At 59.0% G+C, this 24,700-nt stretch carries 23 protein-coding genes, 1 tRNA gene and 1 pseudogene; 10 read left to right on the top strand and 15 right to left on the bottom strand.

Annotated elements, in window-relative coordinates:
- Nucleotides 1–176: 176 nt before the first annotated feature.
- Nucleotides 177–252 (top strand) — tRNA-Thr (locus J0G10_RS02545).
- A gap of 231 nt (nt 253–483) precedes the next feature.
- Nucleotides 484–633 (top strand): annotated as a pseudogene (locus J0G10_RS02540) (ATP-binding protein); the annotation flags it as partial.
- 98 nt (nt 634–731) lie between these two features.
- Here J0G10_RS02540 and J0G10_RS02535 read toward each other — a convergent pair.
- A complete protein-coding gene (locus J0G10_RS02535) occupies nt 732–1,397 on the bottom strand; it encodes an RES family NAD+ phosphorylase (RefSeq protein WP_425355400.1) in 666 nt (221 codons plus the stop codon).
- Between the two features lie 11 nt (nt 1,398–1,408).
- Complete coding sequence (locus J0G10_RS02530) at nt 1,409–1,816, bottom strand: MbcA/ParS/Xre antitoxin family protein (protein ID WP_016986313.1); 408 nt, start codon at nt 1,814–1,816, stop codon at nt 1,409–1,411.
- 697 nt (nt 1,817–2,513) lie between these two features.
- Between J0G10_RS02530 and J0G10_RS02525 the strand changes: the two genes are divergently transcribed.
- The gene (locus tag J0G10_RS02525) at nt 2,514–3,440 is read left to right on the top strand and encodes a LysR family transcriptional regulator (RefSeq protein ID WP_093430009.1); all 927 of its coding nucleotides are present in this window, start codon (nt 2,514–2,516) and stop codon (nt 3,438–3,440) included.
- Here the strand turns inward: J0G10_RS02525 and J0G10_RS02520 are convergent.
- The 6 genes from J0G10_RS02520 to J0G10_RS02495 form a co-directional block, all read right to left on the bottom strand.
- Entirely contained in the window at nt 3,357–3,674 is a 318-nt protein-coding gene (locus tag J0G10_RS02520) for an AzlD domain-containing protein (RefSeq protein ID WP_007952614.1), read from the bottom strand. The two genes, J0G10_RS02525 and J0G10_RS02520, sit on opposite strands and share 84 nt — an antisense overlap.
- The gene (locus J0G10_RS02515; RefSeq protein ID WP_007909125.1) at nt 3,653–4,369 is read right to left on the bottom strand and encodes an AzlC family ABC transporter permease; all 717 of its coding nucleotides are present in this window, start codon (nt 4,367–4,369) and stop codon (nt 3,653–3,655) included. Before J0G10_RS02515 ends, J0G10_RS02520 begins: the two co-directional genes overlap by 22 nt.
- A complete protein-coding gene (locus J0G10_RS02510; protein ID WP_008080517.1) occupies nt 4,366–4,743 on the bottom strand; it encodes a GNAT family N-acetyltransferase in 378 nt (125 codons plus the stop codon). The genes J0G10_RS02515 and J0G10_RS02510 overlap by 4 nt, the downstream gene beginning before the upstream one ends.
- Nucleotides 4,744–4,822: 79 nt before the next feature.
- Entirely contained in the window at nt 4,823–5,569 is a 747-nt protein-coding gene (locus J0G10_RS02505) for a 2OG-Fe dioxygenase family protein (protein ID WP_034151909.1), read from the bottom strand.
- Nucleotides 5,570–5,801: 232 nt separating this feature from the next.
- Nucleotides 5,802–7,124: an OprD family porin gene (locus tag J0G10_RS02500; protein ID WP_220557336.1), complete on the bottom strand. Its 1,323-nt coding sequence runs from the start codon at nt 7,122–7,124 to the stop codon at nt 5,802–5,804.
- A gap of 297 nt (nt 7,125–7,421) precedes the next feature.
- Nucleotides 7,422–8,090, bottom strand: coding sequence for a DsbA family protein (locus J0G10_RS02495; protein ID WP_095125289.1), 669 nt, complete (start codon nt 8,088–8,090; stop codon nt 7,422–7,424).
- A gap of 255 nt (nt 8,091–8,345) precedes the next feature.
- On the opposite strand from J0G10_RS02495, the gene J0G10_RS02490 reads away from it, so the two are divergent.
- On the top strand, nt 8,346–10,439 hold the full coding sequence (locus J0G10_RS02490) for a TonB-dependent receptor (protein ID WP_220557335.1): 2,094 nt from the start codon (nt 8,346–8,348) through the stop codon (nt 10,437–10,439).
- A gap of 186 nt (nt 10,440–10,625) precedes the next feature.
- Here J0G10_RS02490 and J0G10_RS02485 read toward each other — a convergent pair whose 3' ends face one another.
- From J0G10_RS02485 to J0G10_RS02470, 4 genes are all read right to left on the bottom strand, one after another.
- Nucleotides 10,626–10,838 carry a hypothetical protein gene (locus tag J0G10_RS02485; RefSeq protein ID WP_095047131.1) on the bottom strand — a complete coding sequence of 71 codons (213 nt, stop codon included), beginning with the start codon at nt 10,836–10,838 and terminating at the stop codon, nt 10,626–10,628.
- 246 nt (nt 10,839–11,084) lie between these two features.
- Nucleotides 11,085–12,191: an agmatine deiminase gene (gene aguA, locus J0G10_RS02480; protein ID WP_220557334.1), complete on the bottom strand. Its 1,107-nt coding sequence runs from the start codon at nt 12,189–12,191 to the stop codon at nt 11,085–11,087.
- Nucleotides 12,192–12,196: 5 nt separating this feature from the next.
- Nucleotides 12,197–13,075 carry an N-carbamoylputrescine amidase gene (aguB, locus tag J0G10_RS02475; RefSeq protein ID WP_095125287.1) on the bottom strand — a complete coding sequence of 293 codons (879 nt, stop codon included), beginning with the start codon at nt 13,073–13,075 and terminating at the stop codon, nt 12,197–12,199.
- Between the two features lie 321 nt (nt 13,076–13,396).
- Nucleotides 13,397–16,309, bottom strand: coding sequence for an aminotransferase (locus J0G10_RS02470; RefSeq protein ID WP_220557333.1), 2,913 nt, complete (start codon nt 16,307–16,309; stop codon nt 13,397–13,399).
- Between the two features lie 166 nt (nt 16,310–16,475).
- On the opposite strand from J0G10_RS02470, the gene rfbC reads away from it, so the two are divergent.
- The 4 genes from rfbC to J0G10_RS02450 are packed head-to-tail and all read left to right on the top strand — an operon-like array spanning nt 16,476 to nt 20,706.
- Nucleotides 16,476–17,021 (top strand): dTDP-4-dehydrorhamnose 3,5-epimerase, encoded by a 546-nt coding sequence (gene rfbC / locus J0G10_RS02465; RefSeq protein ID WP_095047128.1) that lies wholly within the window; start codon nt 16,476–16,478, stop codon nt 17,019–17,021.
- A gap of 42 nt (nt 17,022–17,063) precedes the next feature.
- Nucleotides 17,064–18,872, top strand: coding sequence for a sensor histidine kinase (locus J0G10_RS02460; RefSeq protein ID WP_095047127.1), 1,809 nt, complete (start codon nt 17,064–17,066; stop codon nt 18,870–18,872).
- Nucleotides 18,869–20,254 (top strand): sigma-54-dependent transcriptional regulator, encoded by a 1,386-nt coding sequence (locus J0G10_RS02455; RefSeq protein ID WP_095047126.1) that lies wholly within the window; start codon nt 18,869–18,871, stop codon nt 20,252–20,254. The genes J0G10_RS02460 and J0G10_RS02455 overlap by 4 nt, the downstream gene beginning before the upstream one ends.
- On the top strand, nt 20,251–20,706 hold the full coding sequence (locus J0G10_RS02450; protein ID WP_095047125.1) for a YiiD C-terminal domain-containing protein: 456 nt from the start codon (nt 20,251–20,253) through the stop codon (nt 20,704–20,706). Before J0G10_RS02455 ends, J0G10_RS02450 begins: the two co-directional genes overlap by 4 nt.
- A 205-nt stretch (nt 20,707–20,911) precedes the next feature.
- Here the strand turns inward: J0G10_RS02450 and cysQ are convergent, their stop codons facing one another.
- Nucleotides 20,912–21,739 carry a 3'(2'),5'-bisphosphate nucleotidase CysQ gene (gene cysQ / locus J0G10_RS02445; protein WP_220557332.1) on the bottom strand — a complete coding sequence of 276 codons (828 nt, stop codon included), beginning with the start codon at nt 21,737–21,739 and terminating at the stop codon, nt 20,912–20,914.
- An 11-nt stretch (nt 21,740–21,750) separates the two neighbouring features.
- Nucleotides 21,751–22,317 (bottom strand): ADP compounds hydrolase NudE, encoded by a 567-nt coding sequence (nudE, locus tag J0G10_RS02440; protein WP_034151897.1) that lies wholly within the window; start codon nt 22,315–22,317, stop codon nt 21,751–21,753.
- A gap of 88 nt (nt 22,318–22,405) precedes the next feature.
- Between nudE and yrfG the strand changes: the two genes are divergently transcribed.
- The gene (gene yrfG / locus J0G10_RS02435) at nt 22,406–23,068 is read left to right on the top strand and encodes a GMP/IMP nucleotidase (protein ID WP_220557323.1); all 663 of its coding nucleotides are present in this window, start codon (nt 22,406–22,408) and stop codon (nt 23,066–23,068) included.
- 96 nt (nt 23,069–23,164) lie between these two features.
- Here the strand turns inward: yrfG and lysM are convergent, their stop codons facing one another.
- Nucleotides 23,165–23,605 (bottom strand): peptidoglycan-binding protein LysM, encoded by a 441-nt coding sequence (gene lysM, locus J0G10_RS02430; RefSeq protein WP_220557322.1) that lies wholly within the window; start codon nt 23,603–23,605, stop codon nt 23,165–23,167.
- 138 nt (nt 23,606–23,743) lie between these two features.
- Here lysM and J0G10_RS02425 point away from each other — a divergent pair, with 138 nt between their 5' ends.
- Nucleotides 23,744–24,631 carry a LysR family transcriptional regulator gene (locus tag J0G10_RS02425; RefSeq protein ID WP_095047121.1) on the top strand — a complete coding sequence of 296 codons (888 nt, stop codon included), beginning with the start codon at nt 23,744–23,746 and terminating at the stop codon, nt 24,629–24,631.
- The last annotated feature ends 69 nt before the right edge of the window (nt 24,632–24,700 follow it).

Genomic DNA, 24,700 nt, shown 5'->3' with positions numbered 1-24,700 from the left:
ATTTCGCCCTCGCGAAAGCCGAAACTCCACTGCCTGTCCTGCAAAACAGCCCTATCGTGCGTAAGGCACAAATGCTGCGTTACGCATTGCACAGTGCTTAATTTGCCGCGATGCAAAAATAGTCTGAATTCAGGGGTTTACAGGATCTTCCCAATCGCTATAATCGTCGCCCACACGCCGGTATAGCTCAGTTGGTAGAGCAACTGACTTGTAATCAGTAGGTCCCGGGTTCGACTCCTGGTGCCGGCACCATACAAAACGAAGCCCCTGCAGAAATGCAGGGGCTTTGTTGTTTCTGGGGTGGTCATATTTTTGGCAGTGTTTCTGCTTCAGTAGAAATTGCTCCCTTCTTCCCCGGACTCGCCACACTTCCGCTTACAAACCCCGAAAGCATCGCTTTGCCTCATAAGTTCACACTTCAGTCTTTATGCCAAATTATGAGCTGGCGATAATTATTGTGTGGGCATAAAGAGGTGTAATCGTATGAGCCGCATTTTACAGCGCCCTGTATTGGCTGAATCAATGGCACGCCAGCTTCTCAATCCAGATGTACTCGATGAAAGTCTGCGTTCAGGGCTCTTTCTGTTTGGCCTGCGCCGCACAGGCAAAACGACGTTTCTGAGGAACGACCTTGATCGATGATGTCGTGAAAGTGATGGATGCGCCGTCGGACAAGCCGTTGCTGTAAACAACGCTTTAAGGCCCTCGCTGATACGAGGGCTTTTTGCGTTTCAGACCTGACTGATCTCAAGCACAAACGAAATCTTCTGCTGACTCGCACTCCACACATACCGCAAATGCTTGCCCTGCTTCGGAATCGATACCGCTGGAGGTCTAAACGCGGCGACACATTCATGGCCCGGCAGGCGAACGCTGTTGTAAAGCAGCCCCCACGACTCGGTTTCGCGCAGTTGCCGGGCGAATAGCTGAGACGGCCCGTAAGCCTCCGGATCCGGATTGTGCAGTTCGGGGTGATCGTGTCGGATATCGTGCAGCGGTTTAACCACCCGATTGACGTAAGTCCGCATGGTCAACTCAAGATCCGCTTCCTGAGTCGCCGCAAGAAATCGCTCCTGGTGATAACAGGTCTCGGCGATGGCAGCAGCCTGACTGCTCGCGGCGTAGTAAACGCCGAAGGTGCCGTCGCAGAAACGACTGCGTTTGCCGATGTGGGTAAACGCAGCCATCACCGGAGTCGAGCCGGGGCCGGAGAGTCGATCTTCGGGACGCACTCGGGCGAGAACCCCGGCCTGTTCGATCAGGCGATCGTTGGTCAGCGCTTCCAGCGCGTAGGCAACTTCCAGGTCTTCGGGATCGAGCACGTCTTCGAACAGCGCAATCGGCGGAAAGCTGCTGTTGACGATCCGGTAGGCTCGCGGCCATTGCACATCAACCAAATCGGGCACTTTCAACCGCGCACCCCGTCGAGGTAGCGACGCACATCGGCGATATCGACCACTCGACCCGCCAGCATGTAATCCAGCGCCGTTTGGCCATTGAATGGCGCTGCCGTGTTCGGACTACTGACCCACGTGTAGGCACGCTCACGGCTGTTGCTGAAGATGATGCTCAACGCCTTGTGAATGCCCATCAGGTAGGAAATGCGCTCAAGGGTGTCGTTAGGCAGACGTATGTTCGGCAGATGTTTGTATTTGTAGAACGTGGTGTTGCCAACGCCGCCGAGTAGTGTGCGTTGCTGCTCGGCGCTGCAGCCCCAGCGCTCCATGAGGTTGAAGAAGAACTTCAGCGCGACGCGGCCGGCTTCGGGGGCGTCTAGTTGTTCGCGTGGGGTGAGGGCTGGGGATGAGGTAGTCATTGAGCCTCTCCAGATTTGTCTTGCTTTGATACTAGTACATATACGAATAAATCGATAAGAAAGCTCCGTAAGCGTATTACTGGTTACCACATTCCCCATTGATTGGGATTCGGATATGACCGGATTTGAGCATTTCGTCGACCGAATCGAACCGCTGCCGAATAGTTCGTGCTTCCAACATGGCTTGGGCAGTCTTGTCCGTAGGAATTCGTGCAATGGACGGCTGCTCTTGGATTTCAATAACGTCGTGAAGCCTGTTGCCAACTTGGCACTCCATATCGGCCGCTTCTTGTGATGCAGTCACTTCGCTTACCTCACTCAGAACTGTAGCCACAGAGACTCGATGTCTCGACGCTGCCACTTCATCTGCTTTAACAAGTCGCCGCTATCAGCTCGGTCGCAAGTTCGCCTAGGATGCATCCACGTATTTCGCAGGCCAAAACCACTAACGTTGTCAGCCATTTCCCCGTGAAAAATCACCCCCACGCACCAAAACCACGCACTTTTTTTGACCCCCATCACCCCCACGTCACCAAAAACCCCGATCCTGTGTCAGCCTCCAGCCATCGGCGAGGACATCAATTCGCTACTAAACCCGCGACAACTATGCTCAGGTACAGGAATATAGCCAGCATATGGCGCCTGACCGGCAGTCTCGTAAACAACAATACCCAGCCCACTTTAGAGGGCATTACCCATGGATAGCAGAACCTTACGCAACCTCATGCGCATCGTGCAGACCGGCTCGTTGTCGGCCGCAGCCGAGCATTCGTGCCTGACTGTGCAGGCGTTGGCCGCGCAGTTGAACAAGGTCGAAGAGCAGTTCGGTTTCCGCTTGTTTCGACGTTCCAACAAAGGGCTGACGCTAACGCCGCAAGGCACTGAGCTGACGCCCTATATGGACAAAGTGCTAATTGCCACGCGACAGATGGAAGAAAAAGTCGAGGCGCTGAAAGTGCCGGGCCAGCGTACGTTGAAGGTTGCGCTGAACAACACCTTGGCGGCTGACTTCAACCGGCGAATGATCGGGCGCCTGATCGAGGTGTTTCCCGATTATCAGATGGAATTCAGCTACGCCGAGTCGATGGAAAATCTCAGCAAGCTGAAGAACGAAGACTTCGACCTTGCGGTGCTGATCGGCCCACAACGACCGGGCTTACCGAGCATCGTCCTGCCGGATGTGCAGGTGCAAGTGGTCGGCGCGCATTGCGGGCAGGAAAACGATCCACTGACGTTGCTGGGCAACAAGTTTCAGGTACGTCCTGCAGAAGATTGTCCGTATTCCCACAGCTTTTTGCGTTTTCTCGACGCTGGGCTGGGCAATCACGAGAACGGCCAGCGCATGGTCTATTCGTGCAGTGAAACGTTGACGCTGTCGCTGATCACGCAGATGGATGCGGTCGGCATGGTCTCGCGTGAAGCTGCGCAGAAGAACGGCCTGACGATTTTCCCCGGGTTCGAGGATTTTCTCGAAGTGCGTCTGGCGGTGAACAATCCGGAGTTGTCGAACCAGGCACTCAACGATGTCGTCGACTTGCCGCTACATGAACGAGCCGAGCGCAATGTACGCAGCCGTCCCAACCGCCACACTGAGAAAGAGGTTTTTGCTGAAATACGCACATAACAACGTCGGAATCGCGGCATAGAATTCCGGGCGATCGAGCTGTATGTGCTGATCCTTGATCAACAAGGGTGTCAGGCTGATCGCAGCGACGATCGCCACCGGCAAGTATTCCAGCGCCCGCGCAACGAACGGCGGCCAGTGCTCGGTGTTGACTTGCAGTGGCAGCGCGCGTGGCAGGAAAGTCACGGCCATCATCAGCGCAACCACCAGAATCAGGAACGTTTGGTCAGGCATACACCCACTCCGCAGCCCACAAACGTGGCGATAAACACATTGAACGGCGAACTGCCGACCAGACTCAACGCGCCCATGCACAGCACAGCGGCCGCAGCGGCAATGAGTTTGTTGCGCGTGTTGCACAGCGACACCAGCACGTAGAGCATCATCGCCGTCAGGGCGTAGTCGAGCTGATATTTGATCAGGTGCGCCGCGTACTGTGCGCAGACCGCGCCAAGCAAACCACCGAGCACCCACGAGGTGTGGCAGAACAGGTTGAAGCCGATCAGATAACGCACGTTGACCGGTGCGCCAGTGCCAAGTTTGACGCTGTGGAACGCGAAGGATTCATCGGTCAGGCCACCGGCATAAGCCCAGCGTTCCATGCGGCTGAGCCCCAGCGCCCGCAGGGCCTTGGCCATGTACACCGACATCAGCATGTGCCGCGCATTGATCAGGAACGTAGTCAGCACGATGGTGGTCAGCGAGGCGCCGCTAGAGATCAGCGCCAGCGCGGCGAATTGCGAAGCGCCGGCATATACGAACAAACACATCGCCACTGGCAGCCACATCGGCAACCCGGCGTTGACGGCCATCAGCCCGAACACGAATGACACCGTGAAGTAGCCAGCGACGACCGGGCTGGCTTCGGCAAACGTGCGCGACGGCTGATGGGCAGCCATCAGCGGCGCACTGCCGGACGTTTCATTCATAGATCCCTCTCAAATGTCCGTTCGCCATGAGGCTCGCAAAAACCTTGGGCAGTCCAAAAACGCTTGCCCGCGAGGTTAGCATCGTCGACGAACAGAAACATCCGTAACACGCCGACCCGTTTCATATCGGACGACGCCGCTTCAACCAGTCGTTGACCCACGCCCTGGCTGCGATAGCGCGGGCTGACCGCCAGATGATTGATGGTGCCGCGACTGCCGAGCATGCCACCGAGTACCGCGCCGACGATCTCGCCCGCCACGTCAAAGGCGAGATAGGCCGTGGTGGTTTTCTGGATCAGCACGCCACGCAGGCACTTGGCGTCCTGCCACTCGCAGAAGGACACTTCGTCGAACTGGCGGAAAAAGCGCTCCATGCGCTGCGCATCCTTGGCCGTGGCGCGTCGCAGCACCACCGGCGTCGAGCACTCGACGCCGTCGATTGGGGTGATCTGATTAGCGAACAATGTCGAAAGCGGTCCCGGGCCGCGAGAAGGAGATCGCCAGAATCTGCCGGTACGCCATCGCATGGGTGTGCGTGTTGCGGGCCGGGGTCACGTAGTGGCGCATGTCGCGATCGAGGAAGTAGGTGGTGTCGAGAATTTCCTGGTAAGTGGTCGACGCCAGTTGATGCTCGTGGATGTCGTACAAACGACTCTCCGCGCCCTCGACATTATTGCGGCCCCAGAAGTGCACACCGCTGAACGGATAGCCGTCGCAGTGAATGCCTTCGGGGGTGATTTCAAGTTGCTTGCCGGGTTTGATTTCGATGCGGATCTGATGGATCTGGCACTGCCAGATTTCATCGTGCAGCTCTTCCGGCAGTACGCTTTTGTACACTTCGAAATCGGTGTCGATCAGGCTGCGCATCACCGGTGAAGTAATTACTTCATCGGAGAAGTCCTGAAAGTGTCGTACCAGGCCGCCAACATAGGCGTTGTTCTCTTTCGACTGCACGTAGGCGCGATGCTCGAGTTGCTTGAGCTCGCGGGTTTTCGGGTTGTACTCAAAGTCGCTATAACGACGGTAACGCATGCCGGCTTCGGCCTGACCGTAGTAGCTGTCAGGCTCCATGTTTTCCCAACTTTTGGTCAGTCTGACGAAGTCGGCAAAATGACCGTAGAGATTGAAGTCACCACCCTGGACGTTGACATATTTGTCGCGCCGTAGCGATTCGCCCACTTCTCTGTTCAAAACGATCATTACCAAATTCTCCGCTGCGTTGAGCGGCCTAATCTATTAGGTGGAGAATTTGCGTCCATGAGAAAGAATTTCAGGCATTTAAAGTCCTGTTTGAAGCGGCGCTTGAAGCGACCTGAAAACAACTTTTACATGACAAAAACACCGGTTTATTCCGGTTTCCATCGAAAAACCGTCGAAAAAAAACCCCGAACCAGTCGGGGTTTTTCTTACGTTTCTTACACTGGATCAGGCATTAGAAAATGTTGATCGGGTAATCCACGAAAACGCGCAGTTCGTTACCGCTGACGTTGTACTCGCTGGATTTCTGCGAAACACGCAGGATCGAGCTGCGCAGTTTCACGCTCAGGTCTTTGGCCGGGCCAGACTGCACGACGTATTTGAACTGGTTGAAGATCTCACGCTCGGTGCCGCCTTCGCTGGTGGACGTGGTGATGTTGTCGCCACGCACATAAGCGAAGTTGTAGCTCAGGCCCGGTACGCCGAATGCGCCGAAGTCGAGGCCGTAGCCCAACTGCCAGCTGCGCTCGTCTTCAGCGTTGAAGTCCGACCAGTAGGAGTTGGCCAGGTAGATGGTGTTGCCGCCATCGCCGACACGCTGCTGATCTTTCTGGTAGCCGCCGTAGGCGTAGCCCAGGTTGCTGTCGCCAGTGGAGCGCTGGTGCGCCACGGTGAACGAGTGCGGGCCGGTGGCGAAGGTGGCTGCCAGGCTCCAGATCTTGTTGTCCTGACCGGTGACGATGCTTTTGCCAGGCACGGTGTTTTCGCGCACGTAGGAGCTGTCCAGCTTGGTGCGATAGCCGTTGAAGTCCAGGGTCAGCGACTGATCCTTGTTGAACGGCAACACGTAGTTGGCGTTCACGTATTGTTTCTTCAATACGTCTTCGACGTCGGAAGCGTAGAGCGCGCCTTTGAAGTTTTCAGTGAACTGGTAGCTACCGCCCAATACGTTGATCGACTTCAGACCACCGCTGTCACGGCCTTCATCGCTTTTGCGCGATTCAGCGGTGAAACGACCGGCGTTCAGTTCCAGGCCTTTGATCTCTTTGGAAGTGATCAGGGTACCGGTGTAACTTTCCGGCAGCAGGCGCGAGTTGTCGTAGTTCAGCACCGGCAGGGCCGGCATCTGGTCGCCGTAGGTCAGCACGGTGTTGGAGAAGCGAAACTTCACCGCCGCGCCGGCCTTGGCCAGGTCGTTGGCCGCACTGCCGTTGTGGCCTTCCTGATAGCTGTTTTCTTGCTTGAAGAAGTCGATACCACCGGCGCCGCTACGGCCCTTGCCGCCGTCCAGACGCAGGGCGTACAGACCGAAAGCGTCGACGCCGACACCGATGGTGCCTTGAGTGAAACCGGACGAGAACGTACCGATGGCCGCTTGGCCCCATTCGGCCTTGTCGTCGTTACCGTTTTTGTAATCACGATTGATGTAGGCATTGCGCAGCAGCACTTTGAGGCTGCTGTCTTCAACAAACCCCTTGGACTCGGCCTGGTCGTTAGCCATGGCCTGAGTGGCACTCAACATCCCCAGTGCGATCAGACTGATTCGCTTGTTCAACATTTTGTTTTCCTTATTACGGGTTGAAACGCGCTGTGTCGAACGGCGGAAACGGCGCTTTTGCACTCTTTTATTCACCCCGAAACAAAAAGGCCCGCCCACGATAATGTGATGGCGGGCCTGCTCCTTATTTTGAGTCATGGCGGTTGGCCACAGGCGTTGGGCCGAATCGTAGCCGTGCCCTGAACAATGTGTCAATTTCAAGAATCGTCTTTAAATAGGCGAAAAACGTCTAAGAAACGTAAATTTTGCGCTGAGTCCTTGCTGGGAAATGCACGCAACCAGTGAATCCCGTGCGTATCACGCACAGCCGTCGATAGAACAAAACGCAGAGGCTTTACCTGGCTCATCGAGCACGATGGCTTGTCTCAACCAATCGGCAAAAGCCTGCGGCTTGCCCAGCCAGGGACTGATGTCGACCAACTGGAATGTGCCGTCCTGCTCCAGAGCCATGGTCGGAAAACCCTGACCGCCCAATTGCGCCAGAAACCGGCGACTGGCTTTTATATGGCTCTCGCTGTCAACGGACTCCAGCGCAACGTGGAAATCTGCCTGTGCATAGCCCATCTGCATCGCCAATTCCAACAGCACGGCTGAATCGGCAATGCGTCGCCCTTCCACATAGTGCGCCGTCTGCAACCGCCCCAGCAGGCGCAAACCGCCGCCGTCGATGGCTTCAGCCGCCATGACCGCAGCAATCGCTGGCGTCGAATCGAACACCGCTGAGTGATCACGCAGCAAACCTTCGAAATAGGCCTCACCAAAAGGCTGGCCGGTGTACTCGGCAATGCGTCGGTCATGGGGCATGACGTAATTGCGCAATTGCGGGGAAACACGCTGGCGATTGGCACCACTCATCATTCCGCCGGCATGGGCATTCACCGGCAACACTGACTGTGCCGCTTCCGCCAGCGGCTTGGCGCCGTAACACCAGCCACACAGCGGATCGTAGATGTAGTGAAGAATCATGGAAAAACTCCGGGAGAAAGTCAGGAAAATCGATGGCGGCAGATTAGTCCTCGCACTCTTGCGGAAAAACGCCGGAATGGCTTTCAGTCTGTTTCATGAATCGGTCGAATGATTCGTTCAGCCAGATTGTGTCGATCAGGACACAAATTGAAACAATCAGCCAAGGGAACTTATAAGGAATAATTAACGGAAGTAAATGCAAAGCATTACCATTCGCGCGATCGAATTCTTCCACCCTTTCGGATGCGCTGTTCAATGCCTGCCCCGTTCCGTCTTACGCCCGCCACCCTTGGGCTTTCTGCTTTTCTGTCCAGCGGTTTTGCCTACTCCGCGACCGAGTTACCCGCCACCGCAATCAGCGCCGAAGCGCAAGCCGATGACCCTCGGGTGAAGCTCAGCAGCACCGCGACTCGGACCTCGACGCCCGTACGTTATGTGCCGCAGGCGATCGATTCGATCAAGACCTCGAACGTCGCCAGCTACGGCACCAATGACATCGGCGACGCGTTGAGCGGCATGCCTAACGTCAGCAGCAGCGCCGACACCCGTTTCGACAGCCTGCGCATCCGCGGCTTCGACGCGAGCAACGATTTCTATCTGGATGGCATCCGCGACGACAGCCAATACAAGCGCGACTTGCACAATATTGAACGCGTCGAAGTGCTCAAAGGCCCGGCCGCCGTACTGTATGGCCGTGGCAGTCAGGGCGGGATCGTCAACCGCGTGAGCAAAATGCCCGAGTTCGGCCGGCGCTCGACTATCGAAGCCCAGGTTGGCAGCGAAGATTTGCGCAGTCTTTACGCCGACCTCAGCAGCGACCCGAGCGAAAACATTAGCCTGCGCCTGAACATGGGCAACATGGATGAAAACAGCTTCCGCGACGGTGTCAGTGGCAATCGCCAGTTGTTCGCGCCGTCGATGAGCTGGCAACTGACGCCGGACCTGAACTGGCTGGTGCAGTACGAATACAGCCGCTACAACCGCACCCCGGATCGCGGCATCCCCGGCATCAACGGGCGCCCGGCCGATGTCGGGCGCGATACGACCTACGGCAACGATCACGATTTCATCGACGACAAGTCGCAATCGCTGCGTTCGAAACTCACTTATGAAATCAATGACAACTGGCAACTGCGCCAGACCCTCGGCGTGTTCAAGCTCGACAGTGATTTCGACAACACCTACCTCACCGGTTACACGCCGGCGACCAACAAGGTCACGCGCCAGCACTGGCAGCAGGATCTGACCACTCGCAACGTCTATAACAACGTTGAACTTGAGGGCGGATTCGATACCTTGGGCCTTGAGCATCGCCTGCTCACTGGCATCGAGATCGGCAGCCAGCGCCGCGACCCGACGCTGTACAACGCGGCCACTGGCAGAACCCCGGGCGCGCAGCCCGTACCGTCGCTCGACCTGTACAACCCGAACCGTGATCTGCGCCATACCGGCAGCATGCAGGTCTCCAGCAGCAGCCACACCGAAGTCGAAAGCCGTGCGGTATATGTGCAAGATCAACTGCGCTTGAACGATCAATGGCAAGTGCTCGCCGGTCTGCGTTACGACACTTTCGATATCGAGTCGACCAACAAACTGCGCAACATCTCCGAAGACCGCGACAGCCACAGCACCAGCCCGCGCGTCGGCCTGGTCTGGACGCCGCTACAAAACCATTCGTTCTACGCCTCGTGGTCGAAGACGTTTTCGCCGGTGGGCGGTGGCTTGATCGGCATCACTCCGGGTGCGGCCGGCAACACCAACGACCTCAGTCCCGAGCTGACCAAGCAGAAAGAAATCGGCGTGAAAAGCGACTGGTTCGATGACCGCTTGAGCACCACGCTGGCGATCTACGATCTGGAACTCTACAACCGCCGCACCACTGATCCAAACGATCCGACCCTGACGGTGATGTCCGGTCTGCAGCGCTCGCGCGGGATCGAATTGACGGCCACCGGCAATCTCGTCGGCAATTGGTACATGCGCGGTGGCGTCGGTCTGCAGGATGCGAAGATCGAGAAGGACAACAACGGCCTGGAAGGCAAACGCATCAACAACGTTGCCAAGCATAACGGCAGCCTGTTCCTGACCTGGAAACCGGAAATGGGCTGGTACGGCGAAACCGGCCTGACCCTGGTTGGCCAACGCTATGCCGATAACGCCAACACCACCGTGTTGCCGGGTTACGGCCGCTGGGATGCCCTGGTCGGTTACCGCTTCAAGGATTGGGATTTACGCGCGGCGCTGAACAACATCACCGATCGTGAGTACTACGCGTCGGCGACCAGCCAGTATCAGATTCAACCGGGTGCGCCACGTAGCGTCGTAATGACCGGCACCTACAGCTTCTGATTTCACACCAATCCTGTGGAAGCGAGCCTGCTCGCGAAAGCGTCGGATCAGTCGGCATCTTCGTTAACTGATCCACCGCTTTCGCGAGCAGGCTCGCTCCCACATTGATTGGGTGTGTACAAAATAGCCGTGCATAAAAAAGCGCCGCCATCCCGGCAGCGCTTTTACCAATCCCTGTTGTGCTTCTTATCCTTCCATCACAGCCCACAATGCTTCCAGTTCGGCCTCGCTGAACAGGCCAGCGGGGTAACGCTCGATCATCATCCGGCGCGGATCAGGTTCCCTGATCTGACGCGTTCCATTGGACTTCAACCAGTGCGCGACAATCTGGAGCGATTCGCCGTTAACGGCCACGGGATGCAACGTCCGCTCGCTGACTACGTTCACTTCGGCGTTCATTTCAGCGCTCTCTCCCCGTTCGTGAGCGGCTACGTTATCCAAGGTTTATGACAGAACTGTTGAAGTTCTCCCCCCTCCCTAGTGCACGGGTGATGAATACAAGAGCTATGCCAATGTTTCTTAGTTGTCGACAAGCGGATACAAAGAAGCCCGCGGTCCTGTCGGGCTGCGGGCCTCAGTTGATGCATAGCGAGCTAATCATTACCCGGCTGATTTGTTAATCAACTCAAGGTGTTACGACTCAACTCACTCTTTGTGCGGCGCGGGTTGCTGTTGGGTAAGGCAATGGATATTGCCGCCACCCAGTAACAGTTCGCGACCCGGCACCATCACCACTTCGTGCTGCGGGAACAGCTTCTGCAGGATTTCCTTGGCCGGCGCGTCCATTGGATCGTCGAAGCTCGGCGCGATGATGCCGCCGTTGACGATCAGGAAGTTCACGTAGGAACCAGCAAGGCGCACAGACGGATTGCGTTCCTGCGTGCCGTCCACCGGGTCGACACCGGCGCACTCTTCTTCAGTCGCGTAAAGCGGCCCCGGAATCGGCATTTTGTGCACCGTGAACGGGCGACCCTTGGCGTCAGTGCTGCTTTGCAGAACTTTCAACGCAGCCTGGCAGCGCGGGTAGTTCGGATCCTGCGGATCGTCGGTACACGCCAGCAGCACTTCGCCCGGACGCACGTAGCAGCAGAAGTTATCCACATGGCCGTCGGTTTCGTCGTTGAACAGACCGTCCGGCAGCCAGATGATTTTATCCACAGATAGATTGGCGCTCAGTACCGCTTCAATCTCTTCGCGGCCCAGGTGCGGGTTGCGATTGCGGTTGAGCAGGCACTCTTCGGTGGTGATCAGCGTGCCTTCGCCGTCGACGTGAATCGAGCCGCCTTCAAGCACGAAACCTTCAGTGCGGTAACGCGGGCTGCGCTCGATCTCGAGGATCTTGCCGCCGACCTGCGAATCGCGATTCCACGGCGAGTACAGGCCGCCGTCGAAGCCGCCCCAAGCGTTGAAGTCCCAGTTCACACCGCGCACTTCGCCGCTATTGTTGATGACGAAAGTCGGGCCGCTGTCGCGTACCCAAGCGTCATCGCTGGACATCTCGACCACGCGGATATTCGGCACGTCGAGGCGCGCGCGGGCGTTTTCATACTGGCCGGCGGACACGGCCACGGTGACCGGTTCAAAACGCGCGATAGCCTTGGCCACCGCAGCATGTGCAGCTTGCGCCGGTTTGCCGCCCAGACGCCAGTTGTCCGGGCGCTCGGGCCAGATCATCCAGGTCTGCGTTTGCGGCGCCCACTCGGCCGGCATGTGAAAGCCGTCGGCGCGCGGGGTACTTTTCAAAGTTGTCATCGGGATCAGGACTCCAGGGAACCGTCGAGGGTTTTCAACGCGCCGTACAGGTTCGGACGGCGGTCACGGAATGAACCCCACGCGCTGCGAATGTGTTCGAGCTCGTCGAGGTTAAAAGTGTGCACAAGAATACCTTCTTCGGTTTTATTCAGCTCCTGCACTTTTTCGCCGAACTGGTTGGCGATGAACGAAGAGCCGTAGAACGTGATGTCGTAGCCGTCCTGTTCTTCGTTGCCGATGCGATTGCTGGCGATCAGCGGCATCAGGTTGGCGCCGGCATGACCCTGTTGCACGCGCTGCCAGTGATCGCGCGACGAAATGGTCTTGTCGTGCGGCTCGCTGCCGATCGCGGTTGGGTAAAACAGAATCTCCGCGCCTTGCAACGCCATGCTGCGTGCGGCTTCCGGGAACCACTGATCCCAGCAAATGCCCACGCCGATTTTTGCGTAGCGGGTGTTCCACACTTTGAAACCGGTGTCGCCGGGGTTGAAGTAATACTTCTCGTGGTAGCCCGGGCCGTCAGGAATATGGCTTTTACGATAAATCCCGAGGTTGCTGCCGTCGGCGTCGATGATCGCGATGCTGTTGAAACGCGCGCGGCCGGCCAGCTCATAGAAGCTGATCGGCAGCACCACTTGCAGCTCTTTGGCGACTTTCTGGAAATGTTTGATCGCGACGTTTTCTTCCACCGTCGTCGCCAGTTGCAGATAGTCCGGGTTCGGCTTCTGGCAGAAGTACGGCGCCTCGAACAGCTCCTGAATCAGGATGATCTGCGCGCCTTTAGCGGCGGCTTCACGCACCAGCCTTTCAGCGATTTCGAGGTTGGCTTCCAGATCCCAGGAACAGGCCATCTGAGTGGCGGCAACGGTAACGATACGGCTCATGAATCATCTCCGGGCAAGTGCTTTGACGGTCGACAATTCGACCGAAAAGAAAACGCGCGCACCGGACATGAGATCACCAAGCCGGAGCAATGGCGACTTTATAGCCGATAAATATCGGCTTTAGAAGCTTGTTAAATGCCTTTCGTCTAAATAGATTCAATAAAGGCCGATACAAATCGAACTATTGTCGCACTTCCTGTAGGAGCTGCCGAAGGCTCGGGCCGCGTTCGGACGATCTTTTGATCTTGATTTTAAAAAGCAGAATCAAGAGATCGTCCGAACGCGGCCCGAGCCTTCGGCAGCTCCTACACGGGATCAGCGTTATAGGCCCTCGGTGAGGACTCGGTCGAGCATGTCGACAAAGAAATCCACACTCTGGCGCGACGTCACCATCGGCGGTTTGATCTTGAGAATGTTCAGATCATCCCCGGTCGGCTGCATGAAAATCCCCAACTCACGCAAGCGATCACACAGCAACACCGTCTCCTCGGTCGCCGGCTCCAGCGTCTCGCGATTGCGGATCAGCTCAAGTCCCAGATAGAACCCGGAACCGTGCACCGCGCCCACCAATGGATGTTTATCGATCAACGCTTCCAGACGCGCCTTGAAGTGGCCACCGACCACCTGCGCGTTCTCCCAGAGCTTTTCTTCTGCCATGACATCGAGCACCGCCATGCCGATCTGGCAACTGACCGGACTGCCGCCCGCCGACGAGAAGAAATAGCCCTCGGCCTCCAGCGCCTCGGCAATTTCCCGTCGCGTGATCACCGCGCCCAGCGGCTGACCGTTGCCCATGCCCTTGGCCATGCAGATGATGTCCGGCACCACACCCTGCTCTTCAAAGCCCCAGAAGAAGTGGCCCATGCGCCCGTAACCGACCTGCACTTCGTCGGCGATGCACACGCCGCCCTGCGCGCGCACCAGCGCGTATACCTGCTGGAGATATCCCGGCGGCAGCGAGATACCGCCGGCATTGCCATACACCGGCTCGCAGATAAACCCGGCCAATTGGCGCTTCTGCTCGGCGAGTTTTTTCAGGTGATGCTCAACGCTGCGCACGTAATCCGGCGCCGAGTCGAGACCGCGGAACTCCCCGCGATAAGTGTTTGGCGCAGGCACCGGATGCACCCAGTCCGGGCGGCTTTCTAGGGCTTTCGGGTTGTCGGCGATCGATGTCGATACCGCATCGGCGCCGACCGTCCAGCCGTGATAGGCCTCAAGCACGCTGATCATGTCGCGCCCGCCGCTGTAGGCCCAGGCCAGACGAATCGCCAGGTCATTGGCCTCGCTGCCGCTGTTGACCAGAAACACCCGGTCCATGCCTTCCGGCGCCAATTTCAGCAAGCGCTCGGAAAACTCCGCCACCGCCGCATAGTTGAATCGCGAGTTGGTGTTGAGCAGCGACCACTGCCGCGCCGCCACTGCCGCCATGCGCGGGTGGCCGTGACCGAGCACGGCAACGTTGTTGAGCATGTCGAGGTAGGAGCGACCCTGCATGTCGATCAGATGATTGCGCCAGCCGCGTTCGATGCGCGGCGGGTCGACGTAGTAGTGTTTTTGCGTGCGAGCGAAACTGGCATCGCGGCGTTCGAGCAGGGTTTTCGCGTCCAGCTCCGGCTCGGCATCGCAGGCCAGACCCAATAATGCGGCCGGCGAAGGACACAGCGCCTGCCACGCCGCTGCATGCGCCGGGGTGCAAAACAACGGCGCATCAATCTGCGCGCCCCGGCACAACTGCACCCGTAATGGGCCGCTGACCGCGCCCAGCACCTGGCCTTTGACCAGCGCCGCGCCGCTGTGCAGCGAAGGTGTCACGCCCCACAGGCGCACGCTGAGTTGCGGGCCATCCAGTTGCAGCACACCGTCTGCTGGCTGATGCACGACGCCAGCGAACGGCGCTTCCACGGCGGTACCATCGGGCACGCGCAATTCCACGTGCAGCGGGAAGGTATCCGGTTCAACGGCGCTGTCGGGACGGGTGCGCGACAAACGGTACTGACCATAACGGCTCGCCGCCAAACCATGCGCCGTCGCCGCTTCGTTCAACAGGTGCTGATCGATGCCGGCCTGCTCCCAGTTGCCGGCCTCGAAATGCGGACTCAGTACACCGAGATCGATCAGCGCAAATTCACGTCCGACCAGACCGGGCAGCAAGGGCGCAAAACCTTCGCTATCGATCACCGGCAATGCGTGACCGACGGCGGTGAGGATCGCCGCTTCCATCAGCGCCTGTGGCACCGATGTCGCTACGCGGAAGATTTCCCACTCATGGCTTAGGTTGTCACGGCTGTAGGTATTCGCGGGGTCGATGCTGACCTGTTGCTCGCCACTGAGTACCAACACCGCCGCGCGCGCGACGATCAATGGCCACAGCGCCTGCAGCTCTTCATGTTGCAGCGGGTTGACCGCGTGGTAGGCCTGCACGGCCGGCAAGATGACAAACGGATCGCCACCGGCGTGATGCAGCAACGCCGCACAGGTCACCGACAGATCGGTGATGCGCCAGGTGCGCACCAGATCGCCAAAGTCGATCACGCCCTGCAACTGCCAGTGACGCAGGGCATCGCGCGCCCAGACGGCGTTGTCGTCGGTGATGTCCATGTGAATCGCCTGCACCGGTAGCTTGGCCTGCAACGGCTGCAAACGGCGCTCGGCCTGTTCGGCCGCATCGGCAATCACTGAGCGTTGCTGCTCATCCTTGATCACCGGCAGCAGATGGCTGATCAGGGCACTGGCGTGACGGGCATCCCACTGCAACGTGCGCTCAAGGCCCGGGTGATCGAACCCGGCCAGCGCCAGATCCATCTCACCGCAGAGCCGGCCAAACCCCGCCACCACGTCGCGCCCCAAGTGTTCGAGATGCGTGAGCGGCTGGCCCTCGATGTAATCCAGCAGCCGCACATGGACGGCCTCGCCGCCGACCTCGAGTGACAGCAGATCCTCGCCGTTATTAGCCGCGATCACCCGCGGCACCGTCACCGCCGAGTGCTCGGCCAGATACTTGAGCCCGGCATGCTGGGCTTGCAGCTCCACCAGAGCGTAATCGCCACGGCAGATTTTCAGCACGAACCGCCCACGCGGGCTGTCGACGCGGTAATTGAGATCCTGCTGACTGCCAAGAGCCTGCAACGTGCCGCTGAGCCCGTAATGCTCCGCCAGCCATTGCCGGGCCTGCTCGGCAGAAACCTGCGGGCTGGGCAAACTGGCGCGATGAATCAACGTGGCGAGCGGCATGAAACGACCCCTTAAATGTTATTAGGCGCCTATATCGCCATTGCTGGACGGGATCCGCAACCCCCAACCGCGCAAAGGTATACGGGCTATTTGTCTTGCAGCACTCGCACCCTCCGGCACTTCGCGCAAGAATGTTCGCCATTCACACCTGCCTATGGAACTCCCCATGAATGTAATCACCACCGACCTGCCCGGTGTCCTGATCATCGAACCGAAGGTGTTCGGTGACGAGCGCGGCTTTTTCTACGAGAGTTTCAACGCCAAGGCGTTCCAGGATGCCACCGGTCTGGACACGCAATTCGTTCAGGACAACCACTCGCGCTCGCAAAAAGGCGTACTGCGTGGCCTGCATTACCAGCTGCAAAACACTCAGGGCAAACTGGTCCGGGTAACTGTCGGTGAAGTACTGGATGTCGCCGTGGACATTCGCCGCAGCTCGCCGCACTTCGGAAAATCGGTGGCTGTGCGCTTGTCGGCCGAAAACCATCGTCAACTGTGGGTGCCGGAAGGTTTCGCCCATGGTTTCGTGGTACTGAGCGAGTTCGCTGAATTCCTCTACAAGACCACTGACTACTACGACCCAGCGTCCGAGCGCAGCATTCGCTGGGATGACCCCGCGCTGGGCATCGACTGGCAGCTGGACGAAGCGCCGAAGCTGTCCGCCAAGGATCAAGCCGCAGTGCTGCTCAAGGACGCTGACGTCTTCGCCTGAGCCTAGGCATAATGCGCCTGACATCTCAGGCGCATCCGGCTCATGAAACCAACCCTCCCCCGCAGACCCCGCTGGCGCAGCCTCGCGCTGCTGGCCCTGTGTCTGGCGCCGCTGCTGTGGCCGCTGGAACATCTCGCCGAGCGCTATTACCGCAGCGAACTGGCCGGACAGAACCGCCAGACCCTCGATCTGTACGTCGCCAACCTGCTGGGCACCCTGCACCGCTATGAAGTGTTGCCGCAAATTCTCGGCGACCTGCCGGCCTTGCGCGCGGTACTCGGCGCGCCAGACGACGGCGTCAGCCAAGGCAACGCCAATCGCCTGCTGAAGAACATCGCTGCACAGACCGGTGCCGAAGTCATGTACCTGATGGACACCAGCGGGCAGACGCTGGCGGCGTCGAACTGGGACAAACACGATAGTTTCGTCGGCCGCAATTTCTCGTTCCGTCCGTACTTCAGTGAAGCCATGGCCGGGCGCCTCGGACGCTTTTTCGGTCTCGGCACGACCTCGGCCAAACGCGGCTACTTCTTCGCTGCCGCCGTGCGCAACGGCGAAAAAATCATCGGCGTGCTGGTGATCAAGGTCGACCTCGACCACACCGAAAGCCTGTGGGGCAAAACTCCGGAACAACTGCTGGTGACCGACCATAACGGCGTGGTCATCCTCACCTCGCGCCCGGAATGGCGCTTCCGTTCGACCCGTAACTTGAGCGACAGCGAACGCTCGGCGATCACCGCCATCCAGCCTTACCCGACCCGCGAGCCGCGCCCCCTGAACCTCAGCCCGACTGCGTGGCTGATCCAGACCCACGACATCGCCGAAACCGGCTGGAGCGTCAGCATCCTCGCCCCGCGCACGCTGATCGACCGTCCAGTGCGCACCGTGGTTGCCATCGGCGGCGCCACGCTCCTGGTGCTGATGCTGTTGCTCGGTCTGATGATGCAGCGCCGTCGGCATTATCTGGAACGCATCGCGTTCGAGGCCAAGGCACGCCGTGAACTGGAAGGCCGCGTGGCGGAACGTACCAGCGACCTCGAAGGCCTCAACCGGCGTTTGAAGGAGGAAGTGCTGGAGCGTGAACAAGCCCAACAGGAACTGGTGCGTGCCCAGGATGACCTGGTCCAGGCCGGCAAGCTGTCGGCGCTGGGGACGATGTCAGCGAGCATCAGCCACGAACTCAATCAGCCGTTGGCAGCGATCCGCAGCTACGCGGAAAACGCCGAAGTGCTGCTCGATCATCAGCGCACCGACGATGCGCGCGGCAACCTCAAACTGATCAGCGAACTGACCGGGCGCATGGCTTCGATCATCGCCCACCTGCGCGCGTTTGCCCGCCGCGATCGCCACGCGCCGGAAAGCGTTGCCCTGCAACCGGCACTCGACGATGCCTTGGCGCTGCTGGCCAAACGGCGGCGGAGCATGGAAGTCGAACTGATTCGCGATCTGCCAGCCGCGACTCTGTGGGTCGAGGCAGGGGAAACGCGCCTGCGTCAGGTGCTTGGCAACCTGCTGGCCAACGCCCTCGACGCCCTCACCGAGAAAGGTCCGCCGCGCAAACTCTGGCTGAGTGCCGAATCCACCGCCGAAGGCGTCAATCTGTACATTCGCGACAACGGCCCGGGCTTTTGCATGGAAGCCCTCGGCCGCGCCAGCGAGCCCTTTTACACCACCAAGACCCGCACTCAAGGCCTTGGCCTGGGGCTGGCCATTTGTGAAACGCTGATGCGCGCCTTCGGCGGTGAACTGTCGTTCGCCAACCACAAGCAAGGTGGCGCCTTGATTACCCTGCGGCTGCGCGCCGGTGCGCCCGGGGTCAGCCTGCAACCGTCCGAGGATCGAAGTGCATGACCATCGACAATCGCATTCAGGTGGTGTTGATCGACGACGATCCGCACCTGCGTCAGGCCCTCGGCCAAACCCTGGATCTGGCCGGCCTGAAAATTCTGCCGCTGTCCGAAGCCAAAGGCCTGGCCGCACAGCTTGAGCGTGACTGGCCGGGTGTGGTGGTCAGCGATATCCGCATGCCGGGCATGGACGGTCTCGAATTGCTCAGCGAACTGCACGCGCAGGATCCCGAACTACCGGTATTGCTGATCACCGGCCACGGCGATGTGCCGCTGGCAGTGCAGGCCATGCGTGCCGGCGCTTATGACTTTCTCGAAAAGCCTTTCGCCAGCGATGCGCTGCTCGACAGCGTGCGTCGCGCGCTGGCCCTGCGCCGACTGGTGCTGGACAACCGCAGCCTGCGCTTGGCCCTCAGCGATCGCAATGAACTGAGCGCGCGGCTGGTCGGCCATTCGACGCCCATGCTGCGCCTGCGCGAGCAGATCGGCGCGCTGGCCGCGACCAAGGCTGACGTGCTGATCCTCGGCGAAACCGGCGCCGGTAAAGAAGTGGTCGCCCGCGCCTTGCACGATTTATCCAGCCGCCGAAACGGCCCGTTCGTCGCGATCAACGCCGGCGCCCTTGCCGAGTCGGTGGTGGAAAGTGAACTGTTCGGTCACGAACCCGGCGCGTTTACCGGCGCGCAAAAACGGCGGATCGGCAAATTCGAATTCGCCAATGGCGGCACATTGTTTCTCGATGAAATCGAGAGCATGAGCATGGATGTGCAGGTGAAGTTGCTGCGCATGCTGCAAGAGCGCGTGGTCGAGCGTCTGGGTGGCAATCAACTGATCCCGCTGGACATCCGCGTCATCGCCGCGACCAAGGAAGACCTGCGTCAGGCCGCTGACCAGGGCCGTTTCCGCGCCGACTTGTATTACCGCCTCAACGTCGCGCCACTGCGCATTCCGCCACTGCGTGAGCGCGGTGAAGATGCGCTGGTGCTGTTCCAGCATTACGCCGATGAAGCCAGCGCCCGCCACGGTTTGCCGCCCCATGAACTGCAACCGGCGCAACGCGCCTTGCTGCTGCGCCACACCTGGCCGGGCAACGTACGCGAACTGCAGAATGCCGCCGAACGTTTCGCCCTCGGCCTGGAACTGGCGCTGGATAACGCTGACGTCGAGGGCGGTGGCAGCACCACGGTCGAAGTCATCAATGGGGGGCTCAGCGAGCAGGTGGAAAATTTCGAGAAATCGCTGATCGCTGCTGAACTGGCGCGCTCCCACAGTTCGGTGCGCAGCCTCGCCGAAGCCTTGGGCATTCCGCGCAAGACCCTGCATGACAAATTGCGCAAGCATGGCCTCAACTTTGGCGATAGCAGCCATGGGGACGAGAACGAATGAGTACAGACAGTCGCTATCTGGAATCGGTCCTGCATCACGATATCCCGCTGACCCGAGACATGGGCCTTAAGGTGCTCGACTGGCATGAACAGCAACTGAGCCTGCATCTGCCACTCGACCCGAACGTCAACCACAAGAGCACGATGTTCGGCGGCAGTCTTTACTGCGGCGCGGTGCTGGCCGGTTGGGGCTGGTTGCATTTGCGTCTGAAAGAGGAAGGAATCACCGACGGGCACATTGTGATTCAGGAAGGGCAGATCAGTTATCCGCTTCCGGTCACCGGGGACGCTACGGCGATTTGCCCGGCGCCTGATGCGAAGGAGTGGAAGAGGTTTCTGGCGATGTATCGGCGTTATGGGCGGGCGCGGTTGACGTTGAACACGCGGATCGTCAATGCGGGTAGCGATGAGGATGCCGTGAGATTTACCGGGCAGTACGTTTTGCACCGGTAAAGATCAAGAGCCCCTCACCCTAACCCTCTCCCCGAGGGAGAGGGAACTGACCGAGGTGTCTTGCGTTATACATCGACCTGAAAGACCGCAGCGATTGTGGATTCAGCAAAGCTCGACCAGGTCGGCGCTACTCTCAAATATCCCGCGATCAGCTCCCTCTCCTGGGGGAGAGGGCTGGGGTGAGGGAGATTTCGGATCAGCCCACTTAACCGCGAGCCAACTCCAACAATCTGGAACGCCAGGCCGCCTTGGCCGGCAATGCCAAAAAGAACTCATTGAGTAGCGATTCCCGCGCCGGGTAACAGAACGCCTCCCCGCGCAGATCCAACACCTCACCGCCTGCACCTTCCAGCACACCTTGAGCCGCCGCCGTGTCCCACTGCGAAGTCGGCGCCAGTCGCGGATAGCAATCCGCCGCGCCTTCAGCCAGCAGGCAGAATTTCAGCGAGCTGCCAATATTGGCCAATTGCAACTCGCCCAGACTCGCACTCAACCCGGCGAGCAAACGTTCTTGCTCGGGACTCGAATGGCGACGGCTGGCGACCACGGTGAACGCCTCGCCCGGCCCTGGCACATCGCGCACCTGAATCGCAACCGGCGTGCCGCCCTTGTCGCAACGCCAGGCACCGAGGCCTGCGCCGCCAACGTAGAAACGACCATTGGTCGGCATCGACACCACGCCGAACACCACGCGGCCGTTTTCGATCAGCGCAATGTTGACGGTGAACTCTTCGCTGCCGCTGATAAATTCCTTGGTGCCGTCCAACGGGTCGACCAACCACCAGCGCTGCCAGCCGGCGCGCACGCTCTGAGGGATGTTGGCGTCTTCTTCCGACAACACTGGAATGCTCGGGTCCAGCGCCGTCAGCCCGGCGAGGATCAGGTGATGCGCGGCCAGATCCGCCGCCGTCACGGGCGAGTCATCGGACTTGGCCGTGACCTCAACGCCGGCGCGCCAGAATGGCAAAATCGCCTGGCCGGCCTGCAATGCCAGCTCAACGACCGGCGCCATCAACGGGTGGGGAAACGTCATCGATATCTCACTCATGCTGGAAAGAACCCGCGCTCGGTCAGCAGATCGCGGGTCAGATACAGTGCAGCCAACGCACGGCCTTCGGAAAACTGAGGGTTGAGCGCCAACGACGACAGTTCGCGCAGGTTCACTTTGTCGACACGCATCGGCTCAGGCTCGTCGCCTTCGAGACGTTCCTCGTACAAATCAGTCGCCAGGACCACCTGAATCTTCTGGCTCATGTAACCGGGCGACAGCGACAGCTCGGTCAGATGTTCCAGTTGCCGCGCGCCAAAACCGGCCTCTTCCTTGAGCTCACGCTCGGCTGCGGCCAACACATCCTCGCCCGGTTCGATCAGACCTTTGGGCAAGGACAATTCGTATTCGTCGGTGCCGCCACAATACTCTTCGACCAACACCGCGTGCTCGGCATCCAGCATCGCCACGATCATCACCGCGCCGTAGCCCGCACCTTTACCAACCAGACGTTCGTAAGTGCGTTCCACGCCGTTGGAAAAGCGCAGCTTGAGTTCTTCGACGCAAAACAGACGGCTGGTGGCGACGATCTCGCGGGCAAGTACGGTGGGTTTCTGGCGCATGCAAAGCTCCTTGGCGTGAACGCGCTACTATAACGCGGCTTTCCCGATTGTTTATGTCGGATATCTTTCTACCGTTCGAGACGTTGCCATGCCTTCATTACCGTGGTCCGACATCGATACCGTTCTGCTGGACATGGACGGCACGCTGCTGGATCTGCACTTCGACAATCACTTCTGGCTGGAACACCTGCCCCAGCGTTACGCCGAACTGCACGGGGTCAGCCGGGCCATGGCCGAGATGGAATTGCAGCCGCTGTTCGAACGCCATGCCGGCCAGTTGCAGTGGTATTGCCTGGATTTCTGGAGTGCCGAACTGAAGTTATCGGTGCGTGAACTGAAGCTGGAAACTGCGCACCTGATTGCCTTGCGGCCAGATGCCGATACCTTTCTGGAAGCGATCAAACGCGCCGGTAAGCGGGTGATCATGATCACCAACGCGCACCGCGATTCACTGTCGCTGAAGCTGGAGCGGATTGAATTGGCACCGTATTTCGAGCGGTTGATCAGCTCCCACGATTACGGTTTCCCCAAGGAGAATCCGCAGTTCTGGGATGCCTTGCAGGCGGACATCGGCTTTGATCCGGCGCGCAGTCTGTTCATCGACGATACCTTGCCGATTCTGCGCAGTGCGCGGGATTTTGGTGTGGTGCATTTGTTGGCGGTGAAAGAGCCGGACAGCCGCAAGGGGCCGAAGGACACGGCGGAGTTTGCGGCGGTTGAGGATTATCGGGATTTGATTGCCGGACTCTAATCTTCTGTAGGAGCTGCCGAAAGCTGCGATCTTTTGATTTTTTACATACAAGATCAAAAGATCGCAGCCTTCGGCAGCTCCTACAGAGGGTTTGTGTTACTCAGGAATACGCAGGGTCTGACCCGGATAGATTTTGTTCACATCCTTGAGCATCGGCTTGTTGGCCTCAAAGATCTTGTTGTACTGGTTAGCATTGCCATACACAGCGAGGGAAATCGCACTGAGGGTGTCGCCTTTTTTCACCACGACAAACTTTGCTGCCGCCACCACCGGACCAGTCACCGTGATCTGATCATCAACGCTGCCGACACCTTCAATATTGCCCACCGCCAACAGAATCTTCTCTTTCTCTTCCTGACTCGCGACTTCACCGGTGACGGTCACTTTGTCGCCGTCCACCGTCGCCTGCACATTCGGATTGCCCAGGCCGACCTTGCTGATGTGTTCCTTCAACTGCTCACTGGCATTGGCGTTGCCCGGGGTCAGCAGATCGATCAACTTCTCACCGGCTTCTTTAACAAAACTAAAAAGGCTCATCGTGGTTCTCTCCATGGAATAAAGGTTCAGTCGTCCAAGCCTAGACCACCGCAGACAAACCCGGTTCCAAGCCGACCAATGACCCTGCCACCGCGCAAGCGGTAGAATCTGCCACCCCTGCCAGCGCCTGGAGCGAAGATGGACATCAAGCAGCTGAAATTCCTCATCGCCCTCGACGAAACCCGCCATTTCGGCCAGGCCGCCGCGCGTTGCCATATCACCCAGCCAACGCTGTCGATGCGCCTGCGCAGTCTTGAAGAAGAACTCGACCTGCCACTGGTCAACCGTGGCCAGCGTTTCGAAGGTTTCACCGCGCCGGGCGAGCGCGTGCTGGCGTGGGCGCGCTCGGTGATGGCGGCTTATGACGGTTTGCACGCGGAAGCGGCGGCGTGTCGCGGCAATCTGATCGGCACGCTGAGGCTGGGCGTGGTGCCGCTGTCGAGTTTTGATCCGCTGCCGTTGATGCAACGCCTGCACAGCGCCCACCCGAATCTGCGCTTTGAAATGTCGGCACTGAGTTCTGAGCAGATCCTCGAGCATCTGGCGAACAACCGAATCGACATCGGTGTTTCTTATCTCGACCGCCTGGATCACGAACGTTTCGAATCACTGGCATTCGACGAAACCCGCATGGGCCTGCTGTACGACCAGCGCACTTTTACCTTCGGTGAAGCTCCGCTGAGCTGGGAATCACTGATCGAACTGCCGCTAGGCATGCTCACCAGCGGCATGCATTTCCGTCAATCCATCGACCACAACTTCCACAGCCGTGGCCTGACTCCGCAACCGTTGCTGCAAACCGACGCCGTGCATCAATTGTTACAAGCAGTACACGGCGGCTTTTGCTGCGCGATCATGCCGCTCGACGGCGGCCTGGAAAAACTCACCGACCACCTGCGCCTGCAACCCATCGAAAACGCTCAAACCCTCGCCCCGCTGGGCCTGATCATGCGCCGTGGCGCCCCGCGTTCAGCGTTAGCCGAGGCCTGTTTCGCGCTGTATCAGAAATCGCCAACGGTGCCTTGATCGACGGCCTCTATCGATAGATCGACACTAGCGATTAGACGCGACAACTTGCCGCGCCTAGTCTTAACG

Source organism: Pseudomonas germanica, from assembly GCF_019614655.1.
GTDB lineage: Bacteria > Pseudomonadota > Gammaproteobacteria > Pseudomonadales > Pseudomonadaceae > Aquipseudomonas > Aquipseudomonas neuropathica.
The sequence above is the reverse complement of the archived record's forward strand: the minus strand, read 5'-3'. Positions and strand labels throughout refer to the sequence as shown.